This window comes from Microbacterium sp. HMWF026, assembly GCF_003061325.1.
Taxonomy (GTDB): domain Bacteria; phylum Actinomycetota; class Actinomycetes; order Actinomycetales; family Microbacteriaceae; genus Microbacterium; species Microbacterium testaceum_E.
The window spans coordinates 1-24927 of record NZ_QAJB01000047.1 but is presented as its reverse complement, the minus strand read 5'-3'; the positions used below and the strand labels follow the sequence as shown (position 1 = coordinate 24927).

23 protein-coding genes and 2 tRNA genes are annotated in these 24927 nt (G+C 68.5%); 10 read left to right on the top strand and 15 right to left on the bottom strand.

Features of this window, described 5'->3' with window-relative positions:
- From DBR36_RS02220 to pknB, 6 genes are all read left to right on the top strand, one after another.
- On the top strand, positions 1-358 hold a 358-nt coding region (locus DBR36_RS02220), incomplete at its 5' end, for an FHA domain-containing protein (protein ID WP_108317385.1).
- 9 nt (positions 359-367) lie between these two features.
- Positions 368-1606, top strand: a complete 1239-nt coding sequence (locus DBR36_RS02215) for a PP2C family serine/threonine-protein phosphatase (protein ID WP_108317384.1) — start codon at positions 368-370, stop codon at positions 1604-1606.
- Positions 1603-3006, top strand: a complete 1404-nt coding sequence (locus DBR36_RS02210; RefSeq protein ID WP_108317383.1) for an FtsW/RodA/SpoVE family cell cycle protein — start codon at positions 1603-1605, stop codon at positions 3004-3006. The genes DBR36_RS02215 and DBR36_RS02210 overlap by 4 nt, the downstream gene beginning before the upstream one ends.
- 49 nt (positions 3007-3055) lie before the next feature.
- The gene (locus DBR36_RS02205) at positions 3056-4510 is read left to right on the top strand and encodes a penicillin-binding protein 2 (protein WP_108317382.1); all 1455 of its coding nucleotides are present in this window, start codon (positions 3056-3058) and stop codon (positions 4508-4510) included.
- The gene (locus tag DBR36_RS02200) at positions 4507-6282 is read left to right on the top strand and encodes a serine/threonine-protein kinase (RefSeq protein WP_108317381.1); all 1776 of its coding nucleotides are present in this window, start codon (positions 4507-4509) and stop codon (positions 6280-6282) included. Before DBR36_RS02205 ends, DBR36_RS02200 begins: the two co-directional genes overlap by 4 nt.
- A 27-nt stretch (positions 6283-6309) precedes the next feature.
- Positions 6310-8010 carry a Stk1 family PASTA domain-containing Ser/Thr kinase gene (gene pknB / locus DBR36_RS02195; protein WP_108317380.1) on the top strand — a complete coding sequence of 567 codons (1701 nt, stop codon included), beginning with the start codon at positions 6310-6312 and terminating at the stop codon, positions 8008-8010.
- Here the strand turns inward: pknB and DBR36_RS02190 are convergent.
- The 3 genes from DBR36_RS02190 to DBR36_RS02185 are packed head-to-tail and all read right to left on the bottom strand — an operon-like array spanning position 7982 to position 9590.
- Positions 7982-8638, bottom strand: coding sequence for an aminodeoxychorismate/anthranilate synthase component II (locus tag DBR36_RS02190; RefSeq protein ID WP_108317379.1), 657 nt, complete (start codon positions 8636-8638; stop codon positions 7982-7984). The two genes, pknB and DBR36_RS02190, sit on opposite strands and share 29 nt — an antisense overlap.
- Positions 8635-8790, bottom strand: a complete 156-nt coding sequence (locus DBR36_RS17490; protein ID WP_181373441.1) for a hypothetical protein — start codon at positions 8788-8790, stop codon at positions 8635-8637. The genes DBR36_RS02190 and DBR36_RS17490 overlap by 4 nt, the downstream gene beginning before the upstream one ends.
- Positions 8790-9590, bottom strand: a complete 801-nt coding sequence (locus tag DBR36_RS02185; protein WP_108317378.1) for a class E sortase — start codon at positions 9588-9590, stop codon at positions 8790-8792. The genes DBR36_RS17490 and DBR36_RS02185 overlap by 1 nt, the downstream gene beginning before the upstream one ends.
- A gap of 54 nt (positions 9591-9644) precedes the next feature.
- On the opposite strand from DBR36_RS02185, the gene DBR36_RS02180 reads away from it, so the two are divergent.
- Complete coding sequence (locus DBR36_RS02180; RefSeq protein WP_108317377.1) at positions 9645-9884, top strand: cell division protein CrgA; 240 nt, start codon at positions 9645-9647, stop codon at positions 9882-9884.
- A gap of 51 nt (positions 9885-9935) precedes the next feature.
- Here the strand turns inward: DBR36_RS02180 and DBR36_RS02175 are convergent, their stop codons facing one another.
- A complete protein-coding gene (locus DBR36_RS02175) occupies positions 9936-10862 on the bottom strand; it encodes a rhomboid family intramembrane serine protease (protein WP_258222514.1) in 927 nt (308 codons plus the stop codon).
- Between the two features lie 18 nt (positions 10863-10880).
- Positions 10881-11438 (bottom strand): peptidylprolyl isomerase, encoded by a 558-nt coding sequence (locus DBR36_RS02170; protein WP_108317376.1) that lies wholly within the window; start codon positions 11436-11438, stop codon positions 10881-10883.
- Positions 11439-11539: 101 nt separating this feature from the next.
- Here DBR36_RS02170 and DBR36_RS02165 point away from each other — a divergent pair, with 101 nt between their 5' ends.
- Positions 11540-12112 (top strand): DNA helicase, encoded by a 573-nt coding sequence (locus DBR36_RS02165; protein WP_108317375.1) that lies wholly within the window; start codon positions 11540-11542, stop codon positions 12110-12112.
- Positions 12109-12582 carry an aminoacyl-tRNA deacylase gene (locus DBR36_RS02160; protein ID WP_108317386.1) on the top strand — a complete coding sequence of 158 codons (474 nt, stop codon included), beginning with the start codon at positions 12109-12111 and terminating at the stop codon, positions 12580-12582. Before DBR36_RS02165 ends, DBR36_RS02160 begins: the two co-directional genes overlap by 4 nt.
- Positions 12583-12587: 5 nt before the next feature.
- On the opposite strand, the gene DBR36_RS02155 is transcribed toward DBR36_RS02160, so the two are convergent.
- Positions 12588-13019, bottom strand: a complete 432-nt coding sequence (locus DBR36_RS02155; RefSeq protein WP_108317374.1) for an NUDIX hydrolase — start codon at positions 13017-13019, stop codon at positions 12588-12590.
- A gap of 77 nt (positions 13020-13096) precedes the next feature.
- Here DBR36_RS02155 and DBR36_RS02150 point away from each other — a divergent pair, with 77 nt between their 5' ends.
- Entirely contained in the window at positions 13097-14350 is a 1254-nt protein-coding gene (locus DBR36_RS02150) for an acyltransferase (RefSeq protein WP_108317373.1), read from the top strand.
- Positions 14351-14406: 56 nt separating this feature from the next.
- Here the strand turns inward: DBR36_RS02150 and DBR36_RS02145 are convergent.
- The 9 genes from DBR36_RS02145 to dnaA form a co-directional block, all read right to left on the bottom strand.
- A tRNA-Ala gene (locus DBR36_RS02145) sits at positions 14407-14479 on the bottom strand.
- Positions 14480-14492: 13 nt separating this feature from the next.
- Positions 14493-14566, bottom strand: a tRNA-Ile gene (locus DBR36_RS02140).
- A gap of 65 nt (positions 14567-14631) precedes the next feature.
- Entirely contained in the window at positions 14632-15033 is a 402-nt protein-coding gene (locus DBR36_RS02135) for a DUF3566 domain-containing protein (RefSeq protein WP_108317372.1), read from the bottom strand.
- Positions 15030-17660, bottom strand: a complete 2631-nt coding sequence (gene gyrA / locus DBR36_RS02130) for a DNA gyrase subunit A (protein WP_108317371.1) — start codon at positions 17658-17660, stop codon at positions 15030-15032. The genes DBR36_RS02135 and gyrA overlap by 4 nt, the downstream gene beginning before the upstream one ends.
- Before the next feature lie 59 nt (positions 17661-17719).
- Positions 17720-19756, bottom strand: a complete 2037-nt coding sequence (gyrB, locus tag DBR36_RS02125; RefSeq protein WP_108317370.1) for a DNA topoisomerase (ATP-hydrolyzing) subunit B — start codon at positions 19754-19756, stop codon at positions 17720-17722.
- A gap of 119 nt (positions 19757-19875) precedes the next feature.
- Complete coding sequence (locus DBR36_RS02120; RefSeq protein WP_108317369.1) at positions 19876-20364, bottom strand: DUF721 domain-containing protein; 489 nt, start codon at positions 20362-20364, stop codon at positions 19876-19878.
- Positions 20357-21511, bottom strand: a complete 1155-nt coding sequence (gene recF / locus DBR36_RS02115; RefSeq protein ID WP_108317368.1) for a DNA replication/repair protein RecF — start codon at positions 21509-21511, stop codon at positions 20357-20359. The genes DBR36_RS02120 and recF overlap by 8 nt, the downstream gene beginning before the upstream one ends.
- Positions 21512-21558: 47 nt before the next feature.
- Complete coding sequence (gene dnaN / locus DBR36_RS02110) at positions 21559-22710, bottom strand: DNA polymerase III subunit beta (protein WP_108317367.1); 1152 nt, start codon at positions 22708-22710, stop codon at positions 21559-21561.
- Positions 22711-23160: 450 nt separating this feature from the next.
- Positions 23161-24588: a chromosomal replication initiator protein DnaA gene (gene dnaA, locus DBR36_RS02105; RefSeq protein WP_108317366.1), complete on the bottom strand. Its 1428-nt coding sequence runs from the start codon at positions 24586-24588 to the stop codon at positions 23161-23163.
- Positions 24589-24927: the final 339 nt, after the last annotated feature.

Below are 24927 nucleotides of genomic sequence, written 5' to 3'. Positions count from 1 at the left end.
CACCACGCAGGTCAAGCGTCCCGCCGCTCCCGCCCCCGCCCCCGTGGGCGGTCTCGCCACGACGTCGGCCGTGTCGCGCATCGTCATCACCAGCGGCCCCAAGGCGGGCCTCGAGCTCCCGCTCGGCACCGAGCCGCTCACGATCGGGCGCTCGAGCGAGTCGGGACTGGTCATCCGCGACGACTACACCTCCAGCCACCACGCCCGTCTCGTGCTGTGGGGAGACCAGTGGATGCTGCAGGACCTCGACTCCACCAACGGCACCTCGCACGACGGCGTCCGTGTCGCGGCCCCGGTGCAGGTGAAGGTGGGTGCACCCATCAAGGTCGGCGCGACGACGTTCGAGCTGAGGAAGTAACCCTCCTCCATGGTCTTCCAGGGCTCGAGCGCCGCCATCTCCCATACGGGCAAGGTGCGCTCCAACAACCAGGACTCCGGCTACGCCGGGTCCAATCTCTTCGTGGTCGCCGACGGCATGGGCGGTCACGCCGGCGGTGACGTCGCCTCGAGCCTGGCGATCGGCCGGCTCACCGACCTCGACCAGCCGTTCGGCACGCCGGCCCAGGCCGAGCACGCCATCCGCGACGCCCTGGCCGACACGGCCGCCGAGCTGATCGACACCGTCGCGCGCCGCCCCGAGCTCGCGGGCATGGGCACAACGGTCAGCGCGCTGGTGATGGTCGACGACTACGCCGTCATCGGCCACATCGGCGACTCGCGCATCTACCTGTACCGCGACGACACGCTGACGCAGATCACGGCCGATCACACGTTCGTCCAGCGTCTGGTCGACTCCGGTCGCATCACCCCCGAAGAGGCGCGGTATCACCCCCGCCGCTCGGTGCTCATGCGCGTGCTCGGCGACATGGATCCCGACCCCGAGGTCGACAGCTTCATCATGCCGACGCAGGACGGCGACCGCTGGCTGCTGTGCTCCGACGGCCTCTCGGGCGTCGTCGACGACGACCACACCGCCAAGACCCTCGCCCTGGGCATGCCCCCGGCCCGCACCGCCGATGCCCTGCTCAAGCAGGCGCTCGACGGCGGTGCCCCCGACAACGTCACCGTCGTCCTGGTCGATGTGGGCGGCCAGCATCCCGTGTTCATCGGCACCCCCACGATCGTCGGATCGGCGTCCAACCCGAGCGGCGTCGTCGTTCCCGCCGCACGCCCCGGTCGATCCAACTGGTTGCACCACGCGCGCCAGGTCGCGAACGAGCCCACGCACTTCGAGCCCGCCGCCGAGTTCCTCGAGGAGCTCATCGAAGAGGACCGCCGACGCGCCCGCCGCCGACGCTTCGGCTGGCTCGCCGCGCTGCTGGTCGTGCTGATCGGCATCGGAGCGGGCCTGTTCGCCGGCTACAACTGGACCCAGACGCGGTACTACGTCGGCGCTGACGACGACTCGGTCGTGATCTACCGCGGCATCCAGCAGTCCATCGGTCCGATCTCGCTGTCGAACGTCTACGAGGACACCGACATCGTGCTCGCCGACCTGTCGGCCTTCGACCGTCAGACGGTCGAAGCCACCATCTCGGCGCGCTCGCTCAGCGACGCCGAGCAGATCGTCGATCGGCTGCGGCCCACGGCGGAGGGAAGCGGATGACCGACCAGAAGCTGACCCGATCCTCGGATGCCGTGTCCACCGACACGGCCGTCATGCGCGCGCTCAAGAAGATCCGCATTCCCGCGAAGCAGCGCAACCGCGAGCTGGGCCTGCTCGTCTTCGCGATCGCCGTCTACGCGGGCGCGGTCGTCCTCGTGCAGCTCGGTGCGACGGGAGCGGTCGAGACCGGCTTCCTCACGCTGGCGGCTGTGCCGGCGGTCCTCGCGCTGATCACGCACGTGGTGCTGCGCCTGCGCGCGCGCGACGCCGACCCCTTCGTCCTCCCGATCGCCACCGTCCTCACGGGTCTGGGCATCGCGATGATCTACCGCATCGACCTGGCCGAGCAGTCGACGGGGTGGGATGCCACCGGCCACCGCCAGATCGCCTGGGCGGCGATCGCGATGGTCGCGGCCCTGGCCGTGCTGATCTTCGTCCGCAACTACCGCGTGCTGTTCCGCTACACGTACCTGTTCGGCCTGGTCGGCATCCTGCTGCTCCTGCTGCCGTTCGTGCCGGGTCTGGGGACCGACCAGAACGCCGACGTGTGGGTGTCGCTGGGGTTCGTGTCGTTCCAGCCCGGTGAGCTGGCCAAGATCTGCCTGGCCATCTTCTTCGCCGGCTACCTGGTCCGCACGCGTGAGAGCCTCACCTCGACCGGGACGCGCTTCCTCTTCATGACGTGGCCGCGTGCGCGCGAGCTCGGTCCGGTGCTGATCATCTGGCTCGTCTCGCTGGGCATCATCGTGCTGCAGCGCGACCTCGGCACGGGCCTGCTCATCTTCGGCATGTTCGTCGCGATGCTCTACGTCGCGACCGGCAAGACCAGCTGGGTGCTGATCGGCCTGGTGCTGGTGGCGAGCGGTGCGTTCCTGGCATCCCGGTTCCTTCCGTACGTCAACGGGCGTTTCGCCAACTGGCTCAACGCCTTCGACCCCGAGGTGATCGACCGCGACGGCGGCAGCTACCAGCTGGTGCAGGGCATCTTCGGCCTGTCGCACGGCGGTCTGTTCGGCACGGGTCTCGGCCAGGGCCGGCCGTACATCACGCCCCTGTCGCAGAGCGACTACATCGTGCCCAGCCTCGGAGAAGAGCTCGGCCTGGTCGGCCTCTTCGCGATCCTCGCGCTGTACATGGTCTTCACCAGCCGCGGGATCCGCGTGGGCCTGGCAGGGCAGGACGACTTCGGCAAGCTGCTCGCGACCGGCTTCTCGTTCACGATCGCCCTGCAGGTGTTCATCATGGTGGGTGGTGTGACCCGCGTCATCCCGCTCACCGGTCTGACCACCCCGTTCCTGGCCGCCGGTGGCTCGTCGCTGATCGCGAACTGGATCATCGTGGCCTTCCTGCTCAGAATCTCGGATGCCGTGCGCAGCCGCCCCCGGGTGGTGATCGGCTGATGACCCGCCCGACCGCACCCGCCGTCACCCCGATCCGCGAGGAGGCACCGTGACCAGAGAGCTCCGACGCCTCAGCATCGTCATGCTGGCGATGTTCCTGGCGCTGTTCGCCTCGACGAGCATCATCCAGGTGGTCCAGGCCAACGCCCTGACCAACACCTCGGGCAACACCCGCGCGCTCTACGACTCGTACGAGGTGCAGCGCGGATCCATCATCGCCAGCGGCACGCCCATCGCGCAGTCCGTCCCGTCCGACGACGTGTACAGCTGGCAGCGGCAGTACACGGATGCCGCGATGTGGGCGCCCGTGACCGGCTACATGAACCCCGTGCTCGACTCGCGCACCGCCATCGAGCAGGCCGAGAACAGCGTGCTCAGCGGCCAGGACTCCAACCAGTTCTTCTCGCGCATCGACCGCGCCATCACCGGTCAGGCCCCGCGCGGCTCGAACGTCGAACTGTCGGTCGACGCCACCGTGCAGAAGGCCGCGTGGGACGCCCTGGGCGACCTGCAGGGTGCGGTCGTCGCGATCGAGCCGTCGACCGGGCGCATCCTGGCGATGGTCTCCAAGCCCAGTTTCGACACGAACGCCCTCGCCTCGCACGACACCGCGAGCGTCGACGCCGCGTACGACCAGCTCGTCGCGGATTCGTCGAAGCCCCTCGACAACCGCGCCATCGCGGGCGATCTCAACCCGCCCGGGTCGACCTTCAAGCTGGTCGTCGCGTCGGCGGCGCTCGCCTCGGGTCGCTACACGCCCGACTCGGCGTTCCCCAACCTCGCGGCGTACACACTCCCGCAGTCGACGAACGTCGTCAGCAACGCCGGCGGCGGCGCGTGCGGCGAGGGCGAGACCGTCACCATCGCGACGGCCCTGCGTCTGAGCTGCAACATCCCCTTCGCCGAGCTGGCGGTCGAGCTCGGCGACGACGCGATCCGCGCCGAGGCCGAGAAGTACGGCTTCAACGCCACCTTCACCATGCCGCTGCAGTCCACGGCATCCACCTACCCCGCCTCGCCCAACGCTCCGCAGACCGCGCTGAGCGGCTTCGGACAGGGCGATGTGCGCGCGACCCCCCTGCAGATGGCGATGGTCTCGGCCGGTATCGCCAACGGCGGCGTGGTGATGAACCCGCGCATGGTCGACCGGGTGATCGGCACCGATCTGTCGGTCACCGACCAGGGCGCCGACAGCGAGTTCGGTCGCGCTCTCGAGCCCGACATCGCCGCGCAGATGGTGTCGATGATGACGGCGAACGTCCAGGACGGCGCGGCATCGAATGCAACAATAGACGGGGTCCGAGTGGCGGGTAAGACCGGCACCGCGGAGAACGATTCCCGTCCCTACACTCTCTGGTTCACCGGCTTCGCACCGGCGGACGACCCCCGGGTCGCCGTCGCCGTGGTCGTCGAAAACGGCGGAGGCCGGGGGCAGAACGGGAGCGGCAACGAGATCGCCGCCCCGATAGCGAAGAAGGTCATGGAGGCGGTGCTGAGCAAATGAGACCGACGCAGGGTGTGACCTTCGGAGGACGCTACGAGCTGGATTCGCGGATCGCGATCGGCGGGATGGGCGAGGTCTGGGAAGCGACCGACCACGTCATCGGACGTACCGTCGCGATCAAGATCCTCAAAGACGAGTACATGGGCGACCCGGGCTTCCTCGAGCGCTTCCGCGCCGAGGCCCGTCACGCCGCGCTCGTCAACCACGAGGGCATCGCGAGCGTGTTCGACTACGGCGAAGAGGACGGCAGCGCCTTCCTCGTCATGGAGCTCGTGCCCGGCGAGGCCCTGTCGACCATCCTCGAGCGCGACGGCTCGCTGTCGACCGACAAGACGCTCGACATCGTCGCGCAGACCGCCGCGGCCCTGCAGGCGGCTCACGCCGCGGGTCTCGTGCACCGCGACATCAAGCCGGGCAACCTGCTGATCACCCCCGACGGTCGGGTCAAGATCACCGACTTCGGCATCGCCCGCATCGCCGACCAGGTGCCGCTCACCGCGACCGGACAGGTCATGGGCACCGTGCAGTACCTCTCGCCCGAACAGGCGTCCGGTCACCCCGCCTCGCCCGCGACCGACACCTACTCGCTCGGCATCGTCGCGTACGAGAGCCTGGCCGGCAAGCGCCCGTTCACGGGCGAATCGCAGGTCGCCATCGCGATGGCGCAGATCAATGAGCAGCCCGCCCCGCTGCCGCCGACGGTCGCCGTTCCGGTGCAGAACCTCGTGATGGCGATGATCGCCAAGAAGCCCGAGGACCGCCCCGCCTCGTCGGCGGCCGTCTCGCGCGCGGCCACGGCGCTGCGCCGCGGTGACCTCGCGGCCGCAGCCGCCGCGGTGCCCGCCGTCGCGGCCGGAGCCGCTGCCGTCGACGACGCCACGCAGCTGCTCACCGCGGGTCAGACCTCGGCGACGACGCGGCTCATGCCCGCGGCCGCCGCGACCTCGCTCCTCACCGAGGAGCACACCGAAGAGGACCCGGCTCCGCAGAAGAAGAAGCGCAGCCCCTGGACGTGGCCGCTCATCGCGCTGATCGTCCTGCTCGCGCTCGTGCTGGGAGGCACGCTCTTCACGCTGCTCGGCAACCAGGACGAGCCGGATGCCGCGCCGACCAGCGCCTCGCCGACGGCGACGACGCCCAGCGTCGCTCCGTCCTCCCCATCGCCGACGCCCACGCAGACGTCGCAGCGCGTCGAGGTCGGCTCGCTCGGCCTGCAGGGCAAGACCTGCGACGAAGCGCGGGCGATCCTCGACGAGAACAACCTCGTCGCGGACTGCCGCGTCGGAAACGCCGCGACCTCGGCGAACGACGTCGGCCTCATCTACGACGTCAACCCCACGGGGCGCGTCGACGAGGGTACGACCATCACGGTCACGACCTACGCCGACCAGACCGAACTGCCCACCCCCGGTACGCCCACCCTTCCAGGTGCCTCGGTCTCGGCCGGCAGCGACGTCCAGGTGTCGTGGCAGCAGTACACGTGCCCGTCCGGAACCGGTCAGGTCACGTCGTACAACTTCACGGCGACCAACGGCACCTTCGACACCAATGGTCAGTCGACCGCGGCGTTCGCCCCCGACGCCCGCAACGCGCAGCTCAAGGTGAGCAACGCGGCGGGCCAGACCCTGCGTGTGACGTACACCGTCAGCTGCTCGGGCACGGGCGATCGCCAGGCCGGCCCCTCGGGCGAGGCGTCGGCGACGATCTCCGGTGGCAACACGCCCTCGCCGTCGGCGACGGGCAACGGCGCCGCCACCCCCGTCCGTCCCTGATCCACCTCTACGCCAGGAGTTCTTCTCGTGACCACTGAGACGCGCGTCCTCTCGGGGCGCTACCGTGTCGACGACCTCATCGGTCGCGGCGGCATGGCGAGCGTCTACCGCGGCTACGACGAGACGCTCGGGCGCACCGTCGCGATCAAGATCCTCAAGAGCGACCTCGCCGGCGATGCGGCCTTCCGCACGCGCTTCCGCCTCGAGGCGCAGGCGGCGTCGCGCATGGCGCACCCCACGATCGTGCGCGTGTTCGACGCGGGCGAGGACGCCGAGACGGGCAGTGACGGCGTCGAACGACCCGTGCCGTACATCGTCATGGAGCTCGTCCACGGCCGCCTGCTCAAGGACGTGATCGCCGAGGGCCCCGTGCCCACGGACGACGCGCTGCGCTATGTCGACGGCATCCTCGAGGCTCTGGAGTACTCGCACCGGGCGGGGGTCGTGCACCGCGACATCAAGCCCGGGAACGTCATGATCACCGACGGCGGCCGGGTGAAGGTCATGGACTTCGGTATCGCCCGCGCGGTGTCCGACTCCTCGTCCACCGTGGCCGAGACCACGGCCATCGTGGGGACCGCGGCCTACTTCTCGCCCGAGCAGGCCAAGGGAGAATCGGTCGACGCGCGCGCCGACCTGTACTCCGCCGGCGTCGTGCTCTACGAGTTGCTCACGGGCCGCACGCCCTTCCGCGGAGACACCCCCGTCGCCGTCGCCTACCAGCACGTCAGCGAAGCGCCCGTGCCGCCGAGCGAGATCGACGAGAAGATCCCGCGCGCCCTGGATGCCATCGTCCTCCGCGCCCTCGCGAAGGACCCGTTCCAGCGCCCGCAGGATGCCGCGAGCTTCCGCGAGGCGCTCGACGAGACCATCGACGGCAAGGCACCGACCAAGCGGCAGATGTCGGCGCTGTCGAACGAGCTCTACGGTCCGAATCCCCGTCAGGCCGCCGAGACCGCGCGTTCGCTGCGGCAGCTCAGCACCGACACCACCATGCGGCGCACGCAGCCCGGTCCGCCGGTCGCCTGGATCTGGGGAGGCGTCAGCGTCCTCGCGGTGCTGCTCGTCGCGGTGTTCGTCTGGGTCATGCAGTTCCAGCCGACCAACGATGTGCCCACGGCATCCCTCGCCGTTCCGAACGTCGTCGACATGTCGTACGAGCGGGCGGTCGAGACCCTCGAGGCCGAGCAGCTGACCGCGAGTCGCGTCAACGAGTCCGACGAGAAGATCGCGGCCGGCAACGTCGTCGACACCGTCCCCGCCGCGGGTACCAGCGTCGCCGCCGGGCAGAAGGTCACCGTCTACGTCTCGACCGGGCCCGACACGGCGAAGGTCCCCACTCTCGAGGGGATCACCGAGAGCGAGGCGCGCACCGCGATCGAGACGGCGGGACTCTCGCTCGGTTCGATCCGCCGCCAGGACGACCCGGCCCTGGCCGCCGGCACCGTCATCTCATCGACGCTCGAGGCCGGCAGCGACGTCGCCAAGGGCACCACAGTCAACCTCGTCGTCGCGAGCGGCCAGGTCGTCATCGTCGACTACACGGGCTACACGCTCGAGGCCGCCGAGCGAGAGCTCCAGTCCGACGAGAAGCAGCTGACCGTGCGGACGCAGGAGGATCCCGGATGCCGTGCCGCCGCGCAGCGCACGGTCATCACCCAGTCGCTCGCGCCGGGCGAGGTGCCCGTGCACAGCGAGATCACCCTGACGGTGTGCTCGGGGAGCTGAACCCCCGCGGGTGCAGCCGTGCTCCGCGCGCGGCCGCGCCGGGTAGGCCGGCATCCTGCAACCAGCGGCCCAAGAGGGCGTGACCGCCCTCGGTCAGCACGCTCTCGGGGTGGAACTGAACACCCTGGATCGGCGCGCGCCGGTGCCGCAGGCCCATCACCACACCGCCGTCGGTCCGGGCCGTGACCTCGAGCTCGGGCGGGAGCGTCTCGACAACGACCGACAGGGAGTGGTAGCGCGTGGCGACGAAGCCGTCGGGCAGGTCGCGGAACACCCCGTCCCCGCCGTGGCGGATGACACTCGTGATGCCGTGCAGCAGCTCGGGGGCGTGGTCGACGCGCGCGCCGAACGCGGTCGCGATCGCCTGATGCCCCAGGCAGACGCCGAGCAGCGGCATCCCCTCGTCGAAAGCCCGTCGCACCACGCGGACGGACTCGCCCGCCTCGTCGGGGTGCCCGGGGCCCGGTGAGACGAGCACCGCGTCGGCCTCGGCGACGACCCGGTCGGGCACCGTGGGGTCGTCCGCCGACACCATCACCGTGTCGGCTCCCAGGTCGCGCAGGTAGCCGGCGAGGGTGTGGACGAAGCTGTCGCGGTTGTCGACGACCGCGACGCGCCATGCGGTCACTCGACCGTGACCTCCGACGGGTAGACCAGGTCGCTCACCCAGGGGAAGACGTAGAAGAACAGTCCGTAGAGCACCGCGGCCAGCAGCACCAGGACGATCAGCAGACGCACCCACCACGGACCGGGGAGGATGCGCCAGAGGGCTCCGTACATCAGGCTGCTCCAGAGGTGAGGGACGTGGGGGGACCGGCCTCGGTCCGCGGGGTGTAGGACTCGAACACGCCGTAGGCGATCGCGCGCTCCGAGAAGCCGTAGCGCGGGCTGCAGGTCGTCATGGTGATGATGCGGTCGGTCGCCTCGATCTCGGGCTGCTGCGGCAGGGGCAGCAGCACGTTCACGCCGTCGGGGCGGACGTACTCGAGGTTGCGGTAGCGGTACGTGTACCAGCCGTCCTGCGTCTCGACGACGACCGCGTCGCCGACGTGCAGCGACGGAAGGTCGGCGAACGGCGCACCGTGACTGCCGCGGTGGCCGGCGATGGCGAAGTTGCCCACCTGACCGGGCATGGCGGTGTCGGGGTAATGGCCCAGCCCGATCGGGTCGAGGGTGCGGGCCGAGCTCACGCCGCCCGCGAGCGGGAACTGGTAGTCCGCGCCGAAGCGGGGGATGTGGACGACGCCGAAGCGCTCGGCATCGCCGGGCTGCGGCAGAGCGGGGGGATCGGCCGTCGGCGGAGACGTGGGCTGCGCGGGTGCGGCCGTCGCAGTGCCGGCCGTGGGTGCCGGTGGGAGCGGGTCGGCCGCCCACGACTCGCTCAGGCTCTTGCCCTCGTCCTTGAACTGGGCGCCGATGATCGCGTCGCCGATCCACAGCTGCCACACCACGAACAGCAGCACGAGCACGCCGGCGGTGACGAGCAGGTCGCCGATGATGCCGACGATCGAGATGCGGCGACGCGGCGCGGGAGCGGGGCGGCGACCTCGACGGGTCTGCGGCTGCGTGTCGGACTGCACGGGCAGAGTCTAGTTCCGTGGGTTCGCGGGCGCCTGAGCATTAGACTGTGCGGCATGGCTCGAACTGGCAAAGGCGAAGACCCGATCGCCGAGCGCAACGACGCAAACGCAGCTCCCAACCCGGTGTGGTTCCTGCCCATCATGATCGGCCTCATGCTGGTCGGCCTGGTGTGGGTGCTGGTGTTCTACCTCAGCGGCTCGCAGTTCCCGATCCCCGGCATCGGTGCGTGGAACCTCGTCATCGGCTTCGGCATCGCCTTCGTCGGCTTCCTCATGACCACACGGTGGCGCTGACTTACACGCGTGTAATTCATCCCCACCTGTGGACGGGGCTGTGGATAACCGTCAGAAGTACGCGATCGCCGGCACGGCCAGGAGCGCCAGCAGGACCACCGTGAACGCGATCATGAGTCCGGTCTGCAGGCTGCGTTGCGACGCGGCCCGTGTGCGCGAGTAGATCAGTCCGATCACGGCGCCGGTGAGCAGACCGCCCAAGTGCGCCTGCCACGAGATGCCCACGGCCGCGAGAGACGCGGCGAAGTTGCCCGACCCGATGGCGTTGAATGCGGCGAGCACGAACGGCCAGGCGAAGTTGATCGCGATCAGGATGCCGATGACGCGAATGTCCGCGCCGATGTGGCGACCGATCACGAGCAGCGCCCCGAAGAGCGCGAAGATCGCCCCGGACGCACCGACCGTCCACACGCCGGGCGCGAGAAGAGCCACGGCGACCGAGCCGCCGACCGCGCCGATCACGTACAGCGCGAGGAAGCGCCAGCGCCCCAGCAGCGGTTCGAGACTGCGACCGATGAACCACAGCGCCAGCATGTTGAGTCCGACGTGGAAGAACCCGTCGTGCACGAGGGCGACGGTGACGAGACGCCAGGGCTGGATGACGCCCGCCTGCGGCAGCAGGAAGAGACTGTTCAACGCGAACAGGCTACTGAGCACCGGGCCCAACCCCGGGATCAGGCCGATGATGTAGACAAGCCCGGTCACGGCGATGATGCCGAGCGTCATCCGGGGCCGGTCGCTCGAGACGATCGCCATCGGGCGCGACGCCCAGCGGCGCTCGGCCTTCTTCTGCGCGGGCGTCTGCGTGGCGCGCTGCTCGGCCATGCACTCCGGGCAGATGACGCCGACGGCGGCGGGGGTCCGGCATTCCGAGCACACGGTACGCATGCACCGCTGGCACAGCACGAAGCTCTGCCGGTCAGGATGCCGGTAGCAGAAGTTGTCGCTGTTGCGACGGAACTCCTCGGTGGAAGACACCCGCCGCCGTCCGGAGGGTCAGACCGAGACGACGTCGACCGACTGGAGCACGACGGGCTCGATCGGACGGTCGCCGGCGGCGGTGGGAACCGAGGCGATCTTGTCGACGACGGCCTTCGACGCGTCGTCGGCGACCTCGCCGAAGATGGTGTGCTTGCCCTGCAGCCAGGGGGTGGGGTCGGTGGTGATGAAGAACTGCGAGCCGTTGGTGCCCTCGGCCTGACCCGTGATGGCGTTACGACGCAGGCCGGCGTTCGCCATGGCGAGCTTGTACGGAGCCGTGAAGTCGAGCTCGGGGTGGATCTCGTCGTTGAAGTTGTAGCCGGGTCCGCCGATGCCCTGACCGAGCGGGTCGCCGCCCTGGATCATGAAGTTCGGGATGATGCGGTGGAAGATCACGTCCGTGTACAGGGGACCTTCACCCTTGGCGCCCGTTGCCGGGTTCGTCCACTCCTGCGTTCCATCGGACAGACCGATGAAGTTGCGGACGGTACGCGGCGCGTGGTCGCCGAACAGGTTGACGACGATGTCGCCGTGGTTGGTGTGCAGGGTCGCGACGGCGGTGTGGTTGGCCATGGGTACATTCTCTCAGAGTTATCTGCAAGGGTCGGCGGCGCCGGCGGCCCGTTCTGGCAAGATGAGGGCAACGTACATCCCATCGACAGGGAGGATGAGCCGTGGGCCTCAGCCGCAAGAGCAAGAAGGAACTGCGCAAGCTCCAGAAGCACGCCGCCAAGGTGTGGGAGTCGCAGCAGGTGCTGCTGGGCGAGAGCGGGAAGGTCGCTCGCGAAGCAGGCCACCAGCTCGGTCGCTTCAGCCGCGAAGATCTCGTCCCCGCCGTTCAGGACGGCTACAGCAAGTACGCCGCGCCGTACGTGGACAAGGGCGTGAAGGGCACCAACCGCTTCCTCAACCACAAGGTCGTCCCCGCCGCGGGCGCCGTGGTCGGCGGAGCGATGTCGGTGTGGGATGCCGCGGGCGACACCCGTGACCGTCTGGCCAAGGGCCGCGGTTTCGAGCTCGACACCCACAAGTACGCCAAGCGTGCCGAGAAGTACGGCAAGCAGGCCACCAAGCGCCTGAGCAAGAAGCTCCCCTCGCAGCACGACGGCATCGGAGCCGGTGGTGTCATCGCCATCATCCTGGGGGTAGTCGCCGCCGCCGGTGTCGCGTACGCCGCCTGGCAGACGCTGCGCGCCGACGATGAGCTGTGGGTGGCGGACGACCCGCTGCGCGCACCGGACGCGTGAGCGATCCCACCATAAGAGTCCGAGAGGCCGCGCGTGAGCGCGGCCTCTCGGTCGATGTGCGCGAGCGTCCGGCCGCCTCGAGCCTCGACGAGGCCGCCGAGCTGCTCGGCATCCCGTCCGCGTCGATCGTGAAGACGCTCGTGGTCAAGCGCTCGGACGACACCTACCTCTTCGCGCTCGTACCGGGCGATCGCGCGATCTCGTGGCCCAAACTGCGAGCCGTGGTGGGAGTAAACAAACTGCGCCTGCCCGAACCCGAGCTCGCTCTCGCCGCCACGGGGTACGAGCGCGGCACGATCGTGCCGATCGGCAGCACGACCGACTGGCCCGTGTACGCCGACGAGCGCATCGCGGGCACGCGCATCGCGATGGGTGCCGGAGCGCACGGATACAGCCTCTTCGTGGATGCCGACGACCTCATCGCCGCGTACGACGCCGTCGTGGCCGACATCACCGTCGGTCGGGCCTGACGCCCTCAGCTTCGCGCGAGTCCCGCCATGCGGAACGCGATGTCGACGAGCTGGACCCGGCGCAGTCGTCGGGTGGCTGCCATCGCGAACCACTCCGCACGGTCGGTCGACCCGTCCGTCTCATAGCGCAGCCGTCCCCCGACCACCCGGGCGCGGTAGACGATGCGCAGCGCGTGCAAGGGTCCGCTCGCGCCCTCGGCCAGCCGCGCCTCGGCCGGGATGACCCGGGAATGGATGCCGAGCAGCTCGCCCACCGCGACCCGGAACCCGGTCTCTTCGCGTACCTCGCGCCGGACGGCGTGCACGGGATCCTCGCCGGCCTCGAGACCGCCGCCCGGCAGCGTCCAGGCCGCGCGTCGGCCGTCCACCCAGTGGGCGAGCAGCACGCGGTCGTCGTCATCGGTGATGACGGCGTACGCGGCGACCCGCATGTCCATGACCAGACTCTAGCGACCCGCATCCGCCGCTCGGCGAATCGCCGGACGACGTCTCCGGAACACGCCACCATGGACCCATGAGCACCCACGTCTCCCCCGCGGCCGGCCCCGACCTGTCGCGCCGCGATCCGACTCTCGATCTCGCCCGGGTGGCAGCGGTGTTCCTGGTCGTCGTGGTGCACCTGCTGCAGGTGGGAGTCGGCCGCGGTCCGGATGGGGCGATCGTCACGAGCAGGCCCGCCGAGGCGCAGTCCTGGTTCGACGCGGCCACCTGGGTCGGCCAGATCATGCCCCTGTTCTTCGTCGTGGGCGGCTTCGCGTCGGCCGCGGGATGGGCGAGCTGGACGGCCCGCGGGGGTGACGCGGCGGGTTTCGTCCGCACCCGCACCCTGCGCCTCGTGCAGCCCGCTCTTGCGCTGTTCGGCGTGGTGGCCGCCGTTCTCCTCGGCGGGCGCGCGGCAGGCGTGGACCCTTCTCTCATCGACGCCGCCGTCGTCGGCATCGGGATGCCGCTGTGGTTCCTCGCGGCGTATCTGCTGTGCCAGCTGGTGGTGCCGGTGGCCGTCTCCGCGCACGATCGTGCTCCCCGGCTGAGTCTCGGCATCCTCTTGTCTGCCACGATCGCGGTCGACGCGCTGCGCTTCTCGACGGGAATCGAGCTGCTGGGCTACCTGAACATGCTGTTCGTCTGGCCGCTGATCCAGCAGCTGGGGTTCTGGTACCGCGACGGATGGTTCGACCGCCGCGGCACTCCGGCCCTATTGGCGGTCGCCGGCGCCGCATACCTGCTGCTGGGGATCATCGTCGCGTGGGGCCCCTACTCGTCCAGCATGCTGGCCAATCTCAACCCGCCCACGCTGCCTCTCGTGCTGCTCGGTGTCGCACAGGCGTGTCTGCTGCGCGTGGCGCGGCCCGTCCTCGCCGGACTCATGCGCACGCGGGCAGCGCAAGCGGTGGTGTTCGCGATGGGTTCCCGCCTGATGACGGTCTACCTGTGGCACCTGCCCGTCATCCTCGTCGTCTCGGGGCTCGCCCTGCTGGTCCCGGGAGCGGCGCCCGTCCCCGCGAGCGGAGAGTGGTGGGCGACCCGACCGGTCCTGCTCGTGGTGGTCGCACTCGTCCTGGGTGCACTGTCCCTCCCTCTCGCCCGCATCGAGGCGCTCGGCCGGCTGGGAGCTGCTCCGCGTCCCTGGCTGATCGGCGTCGCGTGGCTGCTGGCGTTCCTCCCCCCGTTCGCTGTGACGGTGGAGGGGATGGACGCCGTGCTGGCGGTCTGCGGCGCCGCGATGTACATGGCAGCCGTGCTGATCCTGCGTACCCGCTCGAGATGAGGGAAGGCGCAGAACGCGAAAGAGCCGACCCGAGGGCCGGCTCTTGGTCGCGGTTGTGGAGCCTAGGAGATTCGAACTCCTGACATCCTGCTTGCAAAGCAGGCGCTCTACCAGCTGAGCTAAGGCCCCGCGAGGGAAGGGGTGGGGCTACCAGGACTTGAACCTGGGACCTCTTCATTATCAGTGAAGCGCTCTAACCGCCTGAGCTATAGCCCCGTCTCGCTGACGTGATGTCAACCTCGAAGACTTTACCGGACTCTCGAGGTTTTGACGAATCGGCGTCAGTTCGAGGTGAAACCGACGAGCAAACCGCCGGTGACCTTGACCGCGAGGTTGTAGATGCCGGCCATGACCGCACCCAGCACCGTCACGACGACCAGGTTGAGGATCGCCACGATCGCGGCGAAGGCCATGACCTGCGGCAGCCCGACGTACTGCGACAGCGTCGCGCCGCCGTCGGTGAAGCTGGTGAAGAACTCATCGAGCTTCGTCAGCAGCGTCGCCGAGACGACGAGGTAGATGAGGAAGTACGACACCACCGTCACGATCGCGACGGCGACCGCCACCAGGAACGACAGCTTCACCGCCGACCAGAAGTCGATGTAGACCAGGCGCAGACGAACCTGCTTGGCAGGGGTCTTGTGAGTCGACTTCTTGGCGAGTTTGTCGGCTACCGTGCTCATGCGTCAGTACTTTCCTCGGGGGTCTCGGGAGTGGAGGCGGTGGCCTCGTCCGCATCGTCTGCGGCGGGCTCCGTGGTCGTCTCCGTCGTCTCGGCCAGGTTGCGTTCCGCGTTGCGGGCGATCGCGATGATCTTGTCGTCGCCTCCTGCGCGGGCGAAAACGACACCCATCGTGTCGCGTCCCTTGGCGGGCACCTCGGCCACGGAGGAGCGTACCACCTTGCCGCTGGCAAGAACCACAAGGACCTCGTCGGTCTCGGAGACCATCATTCCGCCCGCCAGGACGCCGCGATCGTCGGTCAGACGAGCCACCTTGATACCCAGACCGCCGCGGTTCTGCATGCGGTACTCGGTCACCGCGGTGCGCTTGGCGTACCCGCCCTCGGTGACCACGAACACGAACTCGTCGTCCTTGGCGACGGATGCCGACAGCAGGCTGTCGCCCTCGCGGAAGTCCATGCCCTTCACACCCGACGTCGAGCGCCCCATCGGGCGCAGCGCACTGTCGGTGGCCGAGAATCGCAGCGACATACCGAGGCGGCTGATGAGCAGGATGTCGTCCCCCTCGTCGACCAGCAGAGCGCTCACGAGCTCGTCGGCACCGGCCTGTTCGGCGTCATCGCCCTCGTCCGACACCTGACCACGCAGCTTGATGGCGATCACACCGCCCTGGCGGTTGGTGTCGTACTCGTCGAGGCGGGTCTTCTTCACCAGACCGCCGCGCGTGGCCAGCACGAGGTAGGTCGCGACCTGGTAGTCGCGGATGTCGAGGATCTGGGCGATCTCTTCGTCGGGCTGCAGCGCCAGCAGGTTGGCGACGTGCTGCCCCTTGGCATCCCTCCCCGCCTCGGGGACCTCGTAGGCCTTCGAGCGGTACACGCGACCCTTGTTCGTGAAGAAGAGCAGCCAGTGGTGGGTCGTCGTGACGAAGAAGTGCTCGACGACGTCGTCGGCGCGCAGCTGCGCCCCCTTGACGCCCTTTCCGCCGCGGTGCTGCGAACGGTAGTTGTCGCTGCGCGTGCGCTTGATGTAGCCGTCGCGCGTGACGGTGACGACCATCTCTTCTTCGGCGATGAGGTCTTCGATCGAGACGTCGCCGTCGAACCCGTGCAGGATCTCGGTGCGGCGGTCGTCACCGAAACGGTCGACGATCGCGGTCAGTTCGTCGCGGATGATCGTCCGCTGACGGCCGGGGGTCGCGAGGATGTCGTTGTAGTCGGCGATGCGGGCTTCGAGCTCGGTCGCCTCGTCCACGATCTTCTGGCGCTCGAGGGCGGCCAGTCGACGCAGCTGCATGTCGAGGATCGCCTGCGCCTGCACATCGTCGATGTCGAGCAGCTTCTGCAGGCCCTCGTTGGCATCCTGGGCCGTCGGCGAGCGACGGATGAGCGCGATGACCTCGTCGAGCGCGTCGAGCGCCTTGAGGTATCCGCGCAGGATGTGCATGCGCTCCTCGGCCTTGCGCAGGCGGTAGCGCGTGCGCCGGACGATGACCTCGACCTGGTGGTCGATCCACAGGCTGATGAACCCGTCGAGGGACAGGGTGCGGGGCACGCCATCGACGATCGCCAGCATGTTGGCGCCGAAGTTCTCTTGCAGCTGGGTGTGCTTGTACAGGTTGTTCAGCACGACCTTGGCGACCGCGTCGCGCTTGAGCACGACGACCAGCCGCTGGCCGGTACGGCCCGAGCTCTCATCGCGGATGTCGGCGACGCCGGTGATCTTGCCCTCGCGCGCGAGGTCGCCGATCTTGACTGCGACGTTGTCGGGGTTGACCTGGTACGGCAGCTCGGTGATCACCAGGCACGTGCGGCCCTGGATCTCTTCGATGTTGACGACGGCACGCATCGTGATGGAGCCACGGCCGGTGCGGTAGGCGTCCTTGATGCCGCGTGTGCCCAGGATCTGCGCGCGCGTGGGGAAGTCGGGACCCGGGATGCGCTGCATGAGCGCCTCGAGCAGCTCCTCGCGCGTGGCATCCGGGTTCTCGAGAGCCCACAGCGCGCCGTCCGCCACCTCGCGGAGGTTGTGCGGCGGGATGTTGGTCGCCATGCCGACGGCGATGCCGACAGAGCCGTTGACCAGCAGGTTCGGGAAACGCGAGGGCAGGACCGTCGGCTCCTGCGTCTGGCCGTCGTAGTTGTCCTGGAAGTCGACGGTCTCTTCTTCGATGTCGCGCACCATCTCGAGCGCGAGCGGAGCCATCTTGGTCTCGGTGTAGCGGGGGGCGGCCGCACCCTGGTTGCCGGGCGAGCCGAAGTTGCCCTGCCCCAGCGCCAGCGGGTAACGCAGCGACCACGGCTGCACCAGACGCACGAGAGCGTCGTAGATGGGCGCGTCGCCGTGCGGGTGGTAATGACCCATGACCTCGCCGACGACGCGGGCGCACTTCGAGAACGACTTGTCGGGGCGGAACCCGCCGTCGTACATGCCGTAGATCACACGGCGGTGCACGGGCTTGAGACCGTCGCGCACGTCGGGCAGGGCGCGCCCGACGATGACGCTCATCGCGTAGTCGAGGTAGCTCCGCTGCATCTCGAGCTGCAGGTCGACCTGGTCGATCTTGCCGTGGTCGTGCACCGGCTCGCCGCGGACGTCTTCGGGTTCGGGCGTGGTGTCGTCAGCCATGTGTTCTCAGTTCCGTAGTGCGTGCGTCATCGGTCGGCGCCGTGCGTCGGCGCCCCGGGTCAGATGTCGAGGAAGCGGACGTCTTTGGCGTTGCGCTGGATGAAGCTGCGGCGCGACTCGACGTCCTCGCCCATCAGGACCGAGAAGATCTCGTCCGCCGCGGCCGCGTCGTCGATCGTGACCTGCTTGAGCGTGCGGGTCTGGGGATCCATGGTGGTCTCCCACAGCTCGTGGTCGTTCATCTCGCCCAGACCCTTGTAGCGCTGGATGCCGTTGTCCTTGGGGATACGGCGGCCGGATGCCTGCCCGTCGACCAGGAGAGCGTCGCGCTCCCGGTCGCTGTAGGCGTACTCGTGGGGGTGGTTCGACCACTTGAGCCGGTAGAGCGGAGGCTGCGCGAGGTAGACGAAGCCGGCCTCGATGAGTCCGCGCATGTAGCGGAACAGCAGGGTGAGCAGCAGCGTCGTGATGTGCTGGCCGTCGACGTCGGCATCGGCCATGAGCACGATCTTGTGGTACCGGGCCTTCGCCATGTCGAAGTCCTCGCCAATGCCCGTGCCGAAGGCCTGGATCATCGCCTGGACCTCTTTGTTGCCGAGAGCGCGGTCGAGGCGCGCACGCTCGACGTTCAGGATCTTTCCGCGCAGGGCCAGGATCGCCTGGGTGTGCGGATCGCGGCCCTGGACGGCCGAGCCGCCGGCCGAGTCACCCTCGACGAGGAAGATCTCGCTGATCGAGGGGTCCTTCGACGTGCAGTCCTTGAGCTTGTCGGGCATCGCCGCCGACTCGAAGACGCTCTTGCGACGAGCGGTCTCGCGGGCCTTGCGGGCGGCGAGACGGGCGGTGGCGGCGTCGATCGCCTTGCGGATGATGTTCTTGGCCTGCGCGGGGTTGCGGTCGAACCAGTCGCCCAGCTTGTCGCCCACGACCTTCTGCACGTAGGCGCGGGCCTCGGTGTTGCCGAGCTTGGTCTTCGTCTGGCCCTCGAACTGCGGCTCGGACAGCTTGACCGAGATCACCGCGGTCAGACCCTCGCGGATGTCGTCGCCGGTGAGGTTGTCGTCCTTCTCCTTGAGGAGGTTGTTGGCGCGGGCGTACCGGTTGACGAGCGTGGTGAGCGCGGCACGGAAGCCCTCTTCGTGCGTCCCGCCCTCGTGCGTGTTGATCGTGTTGGCGTACGTGAAGACGTTCTCGGTGTACGCGGTGGTCCACTGCATCGCCAGCTCGAGGGCGATCTTGCGCTCGGTGTCCTCGGACTCGACCTCGATGATCTCTTCGTTGACCACGTCGGCCTTGCGCACGCGGTTGAGGTGCTCGACGTAGTCGACCAGGCCGCGCTCGTACAGGAACGAATCGTGCCGGGCCTCGGTGACCTCTTCGCCGGGCTCGCCCTCGGTGACGACGGCGTCGGGTCGCTCGTCCCGCAGGCTGATGCGCAGTCCCTTGTTGAGGAACGCCATCTGCTGGAAGCGCGTGCGCAGCGTGTCGTAGTCGAAGTCGATGGTGTCGAAGATGGTGGCATCCGGCCAGAACGTGATCGACGTTCCGGTCTTGTCGCTCTCTTCGCCCTTCTCGAGCGGGGCCAGGGGTACTCCCCCGGTGCGGAAGGACTGACGCCACACGTGACCCTGGCGCTGCACCTCGACCTCGAGGCGCGTCGACAGCGCGTTCACGACAGACGAGCCGACGCCGTGCAGACCGCCCGAAACGGCGTATCCGCCGCCGCCGAACTTTCCACCCGCGTGCAGCACCGTCAGCACGACCTCGACCGTCGACTTGCCCTCGGTGCGGTGCATGTCGACCGGGATGCCGCGACCGTTGTCGATGACGCGGACCGCTCCGTCGCTCAGGATGGTGACGTCGATCGTGTCGCAGTAGCCGGCGAGGGCTTCGTCGACGGAGTTGTCGACGATCTCTTGGACGAGGTGGTGCAGACCGCGCTCACCGGTCGAGCCGATGTACATACCGGGCCGCTTGCGGACCGCCTCGAGTCCCTCGAGCACCTGGATGGCGTCTGCCCCGTACTCGTTGGGAACCTTCGCGGGGGTGTTCGCTTCGGGTTCCTCGGAAACGGTGTCGGGGTTCTCGGACGTCATGAGTGAACGCGCTCCAGATCGATTCGTCGGAGATCCCATCCTATCGTGCGAGGCCTCGTCGCACGGCGTGTACGCCCCGGAGCGGGGATAAATCACGTCCAACCGTGACCGACCATGACTCAGCCGTAGGTATCGCGCGGACCGCGGCCTGGAACGGCTCTGGGCCCCCATTTCCACGAGGGGACGTCGGGCCCCACGAAACGGATCGCCTCGACCCCCGCCTCGGGGAAGCGCCGGATGATCTCCGACAGGATGTGCGCGCGCATCAGCTGCAGCTGCTTGGCCCACGCCGTGGAGTCGGCCTGGACGGTCAGGGTGCCGGCATCCAGGGCCACGGGACGGGTGTGCGCGGCGGTGTCCGCTCCGGCCACCTCGTCCCACGTGCGCACCAGATCCTCGCGCGACAGCTGGGCCTCCCAGCCGGCCGAGCGCGTCAGCGCCGACAGCACGTCACCCAGCCCCCGGGGGTCGCGCCCGGGCGAGAAGGGGGCGTTGTCGCCGTCGTCCGTGCGCCGACGACGCTTCTTCTTTCGATACGGCGACGGTTCGAGGCCGCGCAGTCGCAGGTACGTCGACAGCGTCTCGGGGAGTTCGGGCTCGTCACTCATCGCCGACTCCCGAGATCCGCCCCGCCTCGACGCGGACGACGTGGGCGCGCAGCCCCTCGGGCACATCCTCTTCGACCGCCGAGGTGACGATCACCTGCTCGTAACCGCCCGCGAGGTCGGCCAGGCGCGCGCGCCGACCCGCATCGAGCTCGGCGAACACGTCGTCGAGGATCAGGACGGGGTCGCCGAGACGCGACTCCGCCCGCAGCAGCTCTGCGGATGCCAGCCTGAGCGCCAACGCGACCGACCACGATTCGCCGTGCGACGCGTACCCCTTCACAGGAAGACCACGGACCTTGAGCATGAGGTCGTCGCGGTGCGGGCCGACCAGGGTCAGACCGCGCTCGAGCTCTGCGGAGCGCCGGGCGGCCAGCGCGGCACGGAACTGATCCGCCAGCGGCGCCGAGGAACCGGCGCCATCGGTCGCTTCGCCCTCTTCGGGATCGCCTCCACCGACTGAGAGAGCCCACGACAGACGGGGGTCGTGGTCGGCACCGGCGATGGCCGCGTACGCGCGCGCGACGGGTTCGGAGAGATCGGATGCCAACGCCAGCCGCGCCTCGATCACCTCGGTGCCGAGGGTCACGAGCTTGTCGTCCCACACGTCGAGGGTGCTGAGGGCGTCACCGCGCACGCCGCGCGCCCGCGCGGACTTGAGCAGAGCGCTGCGCTGACGCAGCACGCGATCGTAGTCGGCGAGCACCGCGGCCATTCGCGGGATCCGCTGCACGATCAGCTGATCGGCGAAACGCCGTCGCGAGGACGGATCGCCGCGCACGATCTGCAGGTCTTCGGGGGCGAACAGCACCACCTGCGCGTACCGCGGCAACTCGGTGGTGCGGACGTTCACACCGTTCACGCGGGCCTTGTTGGCACCCTGCCGATTGAGTTGCAGTTCGAGCAGGACGCTGCGCTCCCCGTGAGCGAGGCGCGCGCGGACGATCGCGGCATCCGTGCCGTCGCGCACCAGTGGAGCATCGCTCGAGACACGGTGCGAACCCAGGGTGGCCAGGTAGGCGACGGCCTCGACGAGGTTCGTCTTTCCTTGTCCGTTGCGGCCGACGAAGACGTTCGCCCCGGCGGAGAGCGTGACATCGGCTTCCGCGTAATTGCGGAAGTCCTTCAGTCCGAGCTGCTCCACGATCACCGAGTCAGACTACCCGCAGCCTCCGACACGGCCGCTTCTCGGCCGGCTCAGCGCAGCAGCAGGTTGGGCTGGAGCAGGTACTTGAACGAGCCCTCGCCGCCCTTGTCGACCGAGGTCTGCGGCGTCACCAGCACGGGGCTGAGCTTGTTGGCGTTGTCGCTCGAGGTGAACGTGATGCGCGCGAACTCGCTGCGCACGGCGCCCAGGGACTCGAGCAGGTACTGGGGGTTCAGGCCCAGCGTGACCTCGTCGCCGATCAGCGTGGCATCCACGGACTCGGTCGCGCGCGCCTGCTCGGTTCCCGAGGCGTCCATCGATACCCCGTCCGGACCGAAGGTGAAACGCAGCGGAGCCGAACGGTCGAGCACGAGGGCGACGCGACGGACGGCCTCGGCGAGCTCGGCGGTGTTGACCACGCTGTGGTGCTCGGTCTGTGCGGGGAAGAGGCGCCGCACCGGCGGGAAGTTGCCCTTGATCAGCAGCGAGGTGACGGTCTTGTTGCCCGAGGAGAAGGCGATGATCTCGCGATCGCCCGAGCCAGAGAACGCGATCGAGATGTCGCCGCCGTGCGCGAACGTCTTGCCGACCTCTTGCAGGGTGCGCGCGGGGACCAGGGCCGAGGTGGGCTCGTCGGATGCCGCGGCCCCGCCGTCCCAGGGGATCTCGCGCAGAGCCACGCGGTAGCGGTCGGTGGCGACCAGGCTCAGCTGCGTGCCGGTCACTTCGAGCTGCACGCCCGTGAGCACCGGCGTCACATCGTCGCGCGAGGCGGCGAAGGCCACCTGGGCGATCGCGGTCGCGAACTCGTCGGCCGGGACCAGGCCGGACTCGCCGGTGACCTCGGGGATAGCCGGGTATTCCTGAACGGGCATGGATGCCAGGGTGAAGCGCGCGGAACCGCAGGTGAGCAGGATGCCGCCGTCGTCGTCGACGGCGATCTGGATCGGGGCGTTCGGCAGTCGGCTGGCGATGTCGCTCAGCAGTCGGCCGTGGACGAGGATTGTGCCGGGCTCGTCGACCGTGGCTTCGATGGTCGTGCGCGCGGACGCCTCGTAGTCGAACGCTGCCAGGGTGAGTCCCTGCTCGCCCGCCTCGATGAGCACACCGGCCAGGATCGGCTGCGGGTTGCGCTGGGGCAGGAGCTTGACCACGAACGAGACGGCTTCGCTGAACACATCGCGATTGACGTGGAACTTCACGGGTGCTCCCTTGACGGCGGGTATGGCTTACCCATGCTAGTGCCCCACTCGGACCGGCTCTGCCGGGACGCCGACGCACCACGAGGTCATCGGATCTCTCTTAACAATCAATTTGGATCTTCATCTTGTTAACAGCTGTGGAGAGTGTGGATAACTCGCGACACGCCTGTTAACAGCAGGGAAGCCGAGGTTGTTAACTGTGGACGCGCTGCGGAGAGCCTGGGCACTTAAGGCGGCGCCGACGGCGGTGACTCGACGGCTCCTCCACAGAGTTAACAGCGCCGTGCACATGTCATCCGCAGGAAATCGGAGTTATCCACAGGTTTTCCACACTGTGTAGAACCCTGCGCAAAACCGCGTGCGAGACGCGTCACAGGCTCGTTTCCCGCGAGAAAACGGGAAAAGGGCTCGCCCGCGAATCGCGGACGAGCCCTGTGTTCGTGCAGGCGCTCAGCGCATGCGGCCGAGCTGGCTGGTGATCTCGGAGACCTGGTTGAAGATCGATCGGCGCTCCTTCATGAGGTCGCTGATCTTCTTGTAGGCGTACATCACCGTCGTGTGATCGCGGTTGCCGAACAACTGGCCGATCTTGGGCAGCGACAGGCTGGTGCGCTCCCGGCACAGGTACATGGCGATCTGTCTCGCGGTCGCGACGGCCTGCGAGCGGCTGGAGCCGTAGAGATCGTCGACCGACAGCTTGAAGTACTGCGCGGTGGCCGTAATGATGTCGGTCGGCGAGATGACGTTCGCGTCGTCCTGGTCGATGATGTCGCGCAGCACCGTCTGCGCCAGTGACATGTCGAGCGTCGACCTGTTCAGGCTGGCGAAGGCCGAGACGCGGATGAGGGCGCCCTCGAGTTCGCGAATGTTCGACGACACCACCGTGGCGATGTATTCGAGCACGTCGTCGGGGATGAGCAATCGCTCGCTCTGCGCCTTCTTGCGCAGGATCGCGATACGCGTCTCGAGGTCGGGGGCCTGGACGTCGGTGATGAGACCCCACTCGAAGCGGCTGCGCATCCGGTCTTCAAAGCCGGTGAGCTGCTTCGGCGGCAGGTCGCTGGTGATCACGACCTGCTTGTCGTGGTCGTGCAGCGTGTTGAAGGTGTGGAAGAACGCTTCCTGCGTCTCGGCACGACCCTGCAGGAACTGGATGTCGTCGATGAGCAGGATGTCGACGTCGCGATACCGCGCCTGGAATGCGGACCCGCGGTTGTTCGCGATCGAGTTGATGAAGTCGTTCGTGAACTCCTCGCTCGAGACGTAGCGCACGCGGATGCCGGCGTACATGCTCGCGGCGTAGTCGCCGATGGCGTGCAGGAGGTGCGTCTTGCCCAAGCCCGAGTCGCCGTAGATGAAGAGCGGGTTGTAGGCCTTGGCCGGCGCCTCGGCCACGGCGACCGCCGCGGCGTGGGCGAAACGGTTGGACTGACCGATGACGAAGTTGTCGAAGGTGTACTTCGGGTTCAGGCGCGTGTCGTTGCGTGAGGCGGGGGTGATGGGCTCGGGGACCTGATCGGTGGCGCTCGAGGGCATCGGGGCCGGGGCGGACCGGTCGACGCTCGGAGCCGGGACCGGCGAGGCGTCGCGGTGGGACTCGACCAGATCGGGGTTCACGACGACGCGGAAGGTCCCCACATCGGGGTCGCTCCCCTGCACCTGAGCGAGGGCTTCGAGGATCGAGGCGCGCATGCGCTTGTTGAACTGCGCGGCGGTCAGGTCGTTGGGCACGTCGAGATAGAGCGTGCCCCCCATGACGCCCTGCGGCACCGCGAGGTTGAGGAAGCCGTGCAGCTGGGGCGTGACGCGATCGTCGGTGAGAAGATGGTCCAGCACTGCCGACCAGACGGGGACATCCGGTACTTCGTACAGAGACATGTCCCCTCCGGGATCTTGACGCGACGGAGATCGACGAAGTCGCGTCGAACCTGTGGATAACTTCCGGGGCCACGCTAGTTCGCGGCTCTCGCGGAGCAAAATCCACTGTAAGACCTGGCCGCGTGTCTTTGCCACGCTTGTGGACAACGCCTGGGGATAATGGGCGGTCGTCTTCCCGGTTTGAGTTAACGCCGGACTCGACGTAGCCTTAGTCGGTTGACTTATGCCTATACGGCAGTCCCGACCCCGTCCCCGGCAGAAGAGCATCGGGCGACACCACCTCCGGAGTGACCCATGAGCAAGCGCACCTTCCAGCCCAACAACCGCCGCCGCGCCAAG

Excerpts from the sequence above, each read along its gene's own strand:
- DBR36_RS02215 (WP_108317384.1), top strand. The coding sequence starts at position 368 with ATGGTCTTCCAGGGCTCGAGCGCCGCCATCTCCCATACGGGCAAGGTG.
- DBR36_RS02210 (WP_108317383.1), top strand. The coding sequence starts at position 1,603 with ATGACCGACCAGAAGCTGACCCGATCCTCGGATGCCGTGTCCACCGAC.
- DBR36_RS02200 (WP_108317381.1), top strand. The coding sequence starts at position 4,507 with ATGAGACCGACGCAGGGTGTGACCTTCGGAGGACGCTACGAGCTGGAT.
- DBR36_RS17490 (WP_181373441.1), bottom strand. The coding sequence starts at position 8,790 with ATGTACGGAGCCCTCTGGCGCATCCTCCCCGGTCCGTGGTGGGTGCGT.
- DBR36_RS02180 (WP_108317377.1), top strand. The coding sequence starts at position 9,645 with ATGGCTCGAACTGGCAAAGGCGAAGACCCGATCGCCGAGCGCAACGAC.
- DBR36_RS02170 (WP_108317376.1), bottom strand. The coding sequence starts at position 11,438 with ATGGCCAACCACACCGCCGTCGCGACCCTGCACACCAACCACGGCGAC.
- DBR36_RS02155 (WP_108317374.1), bottom strand. The coding sequence starts at position 13,019 with ATGGACATGCGGGTCGCCGCGTACGCCGTCATCACCGATGACGACGAC.
- DBR36_RS02150 (WP_108317373.1), top strand. The coding sequence starts at position 13,097 with ATGAGCACCCACGTCTCCCCCGCGGCCGGCCCCGACCTGTCGCGCCGC.
- DBR36_RS02135 (WP_108317372.1), bottom strand. The coding sequence starts at position 15,033 with ATGAGCACGGTAGCCGACAAACTCGCCAAGAAGTCGACTCACAAGACC.
- gyrA (WP_108317371.1), bottom strand. The coding sequence starts at position 17,660 with ATGGCTGACGACACCACGCCCGAACCCGAAGACGTCCGCGGCGAGCCG.
- gyrB (WP_108317370.1), bottom strand. The coding sequence starts at position 19,756 with ATGACGTCCGAGAACCCCGACACCGTTTCCGAGGAACCCGAAGCGAAC.
- DBR36_RS02120 (WP_108317369.1), bottom strand. The coding sequence starts at position 20,364 with ATGAGTGACGAGCCCGAACTCCCCGAGACGCTGTCGACGTACCTGCGA.
- dnaA (WP_108317366.1), bottom strand. The coding sequence starts at position 24,588 with ATGTCTCTGTACGAAGTACCGGATGTCCCCGTCTGGTCGGCAGTGCTG.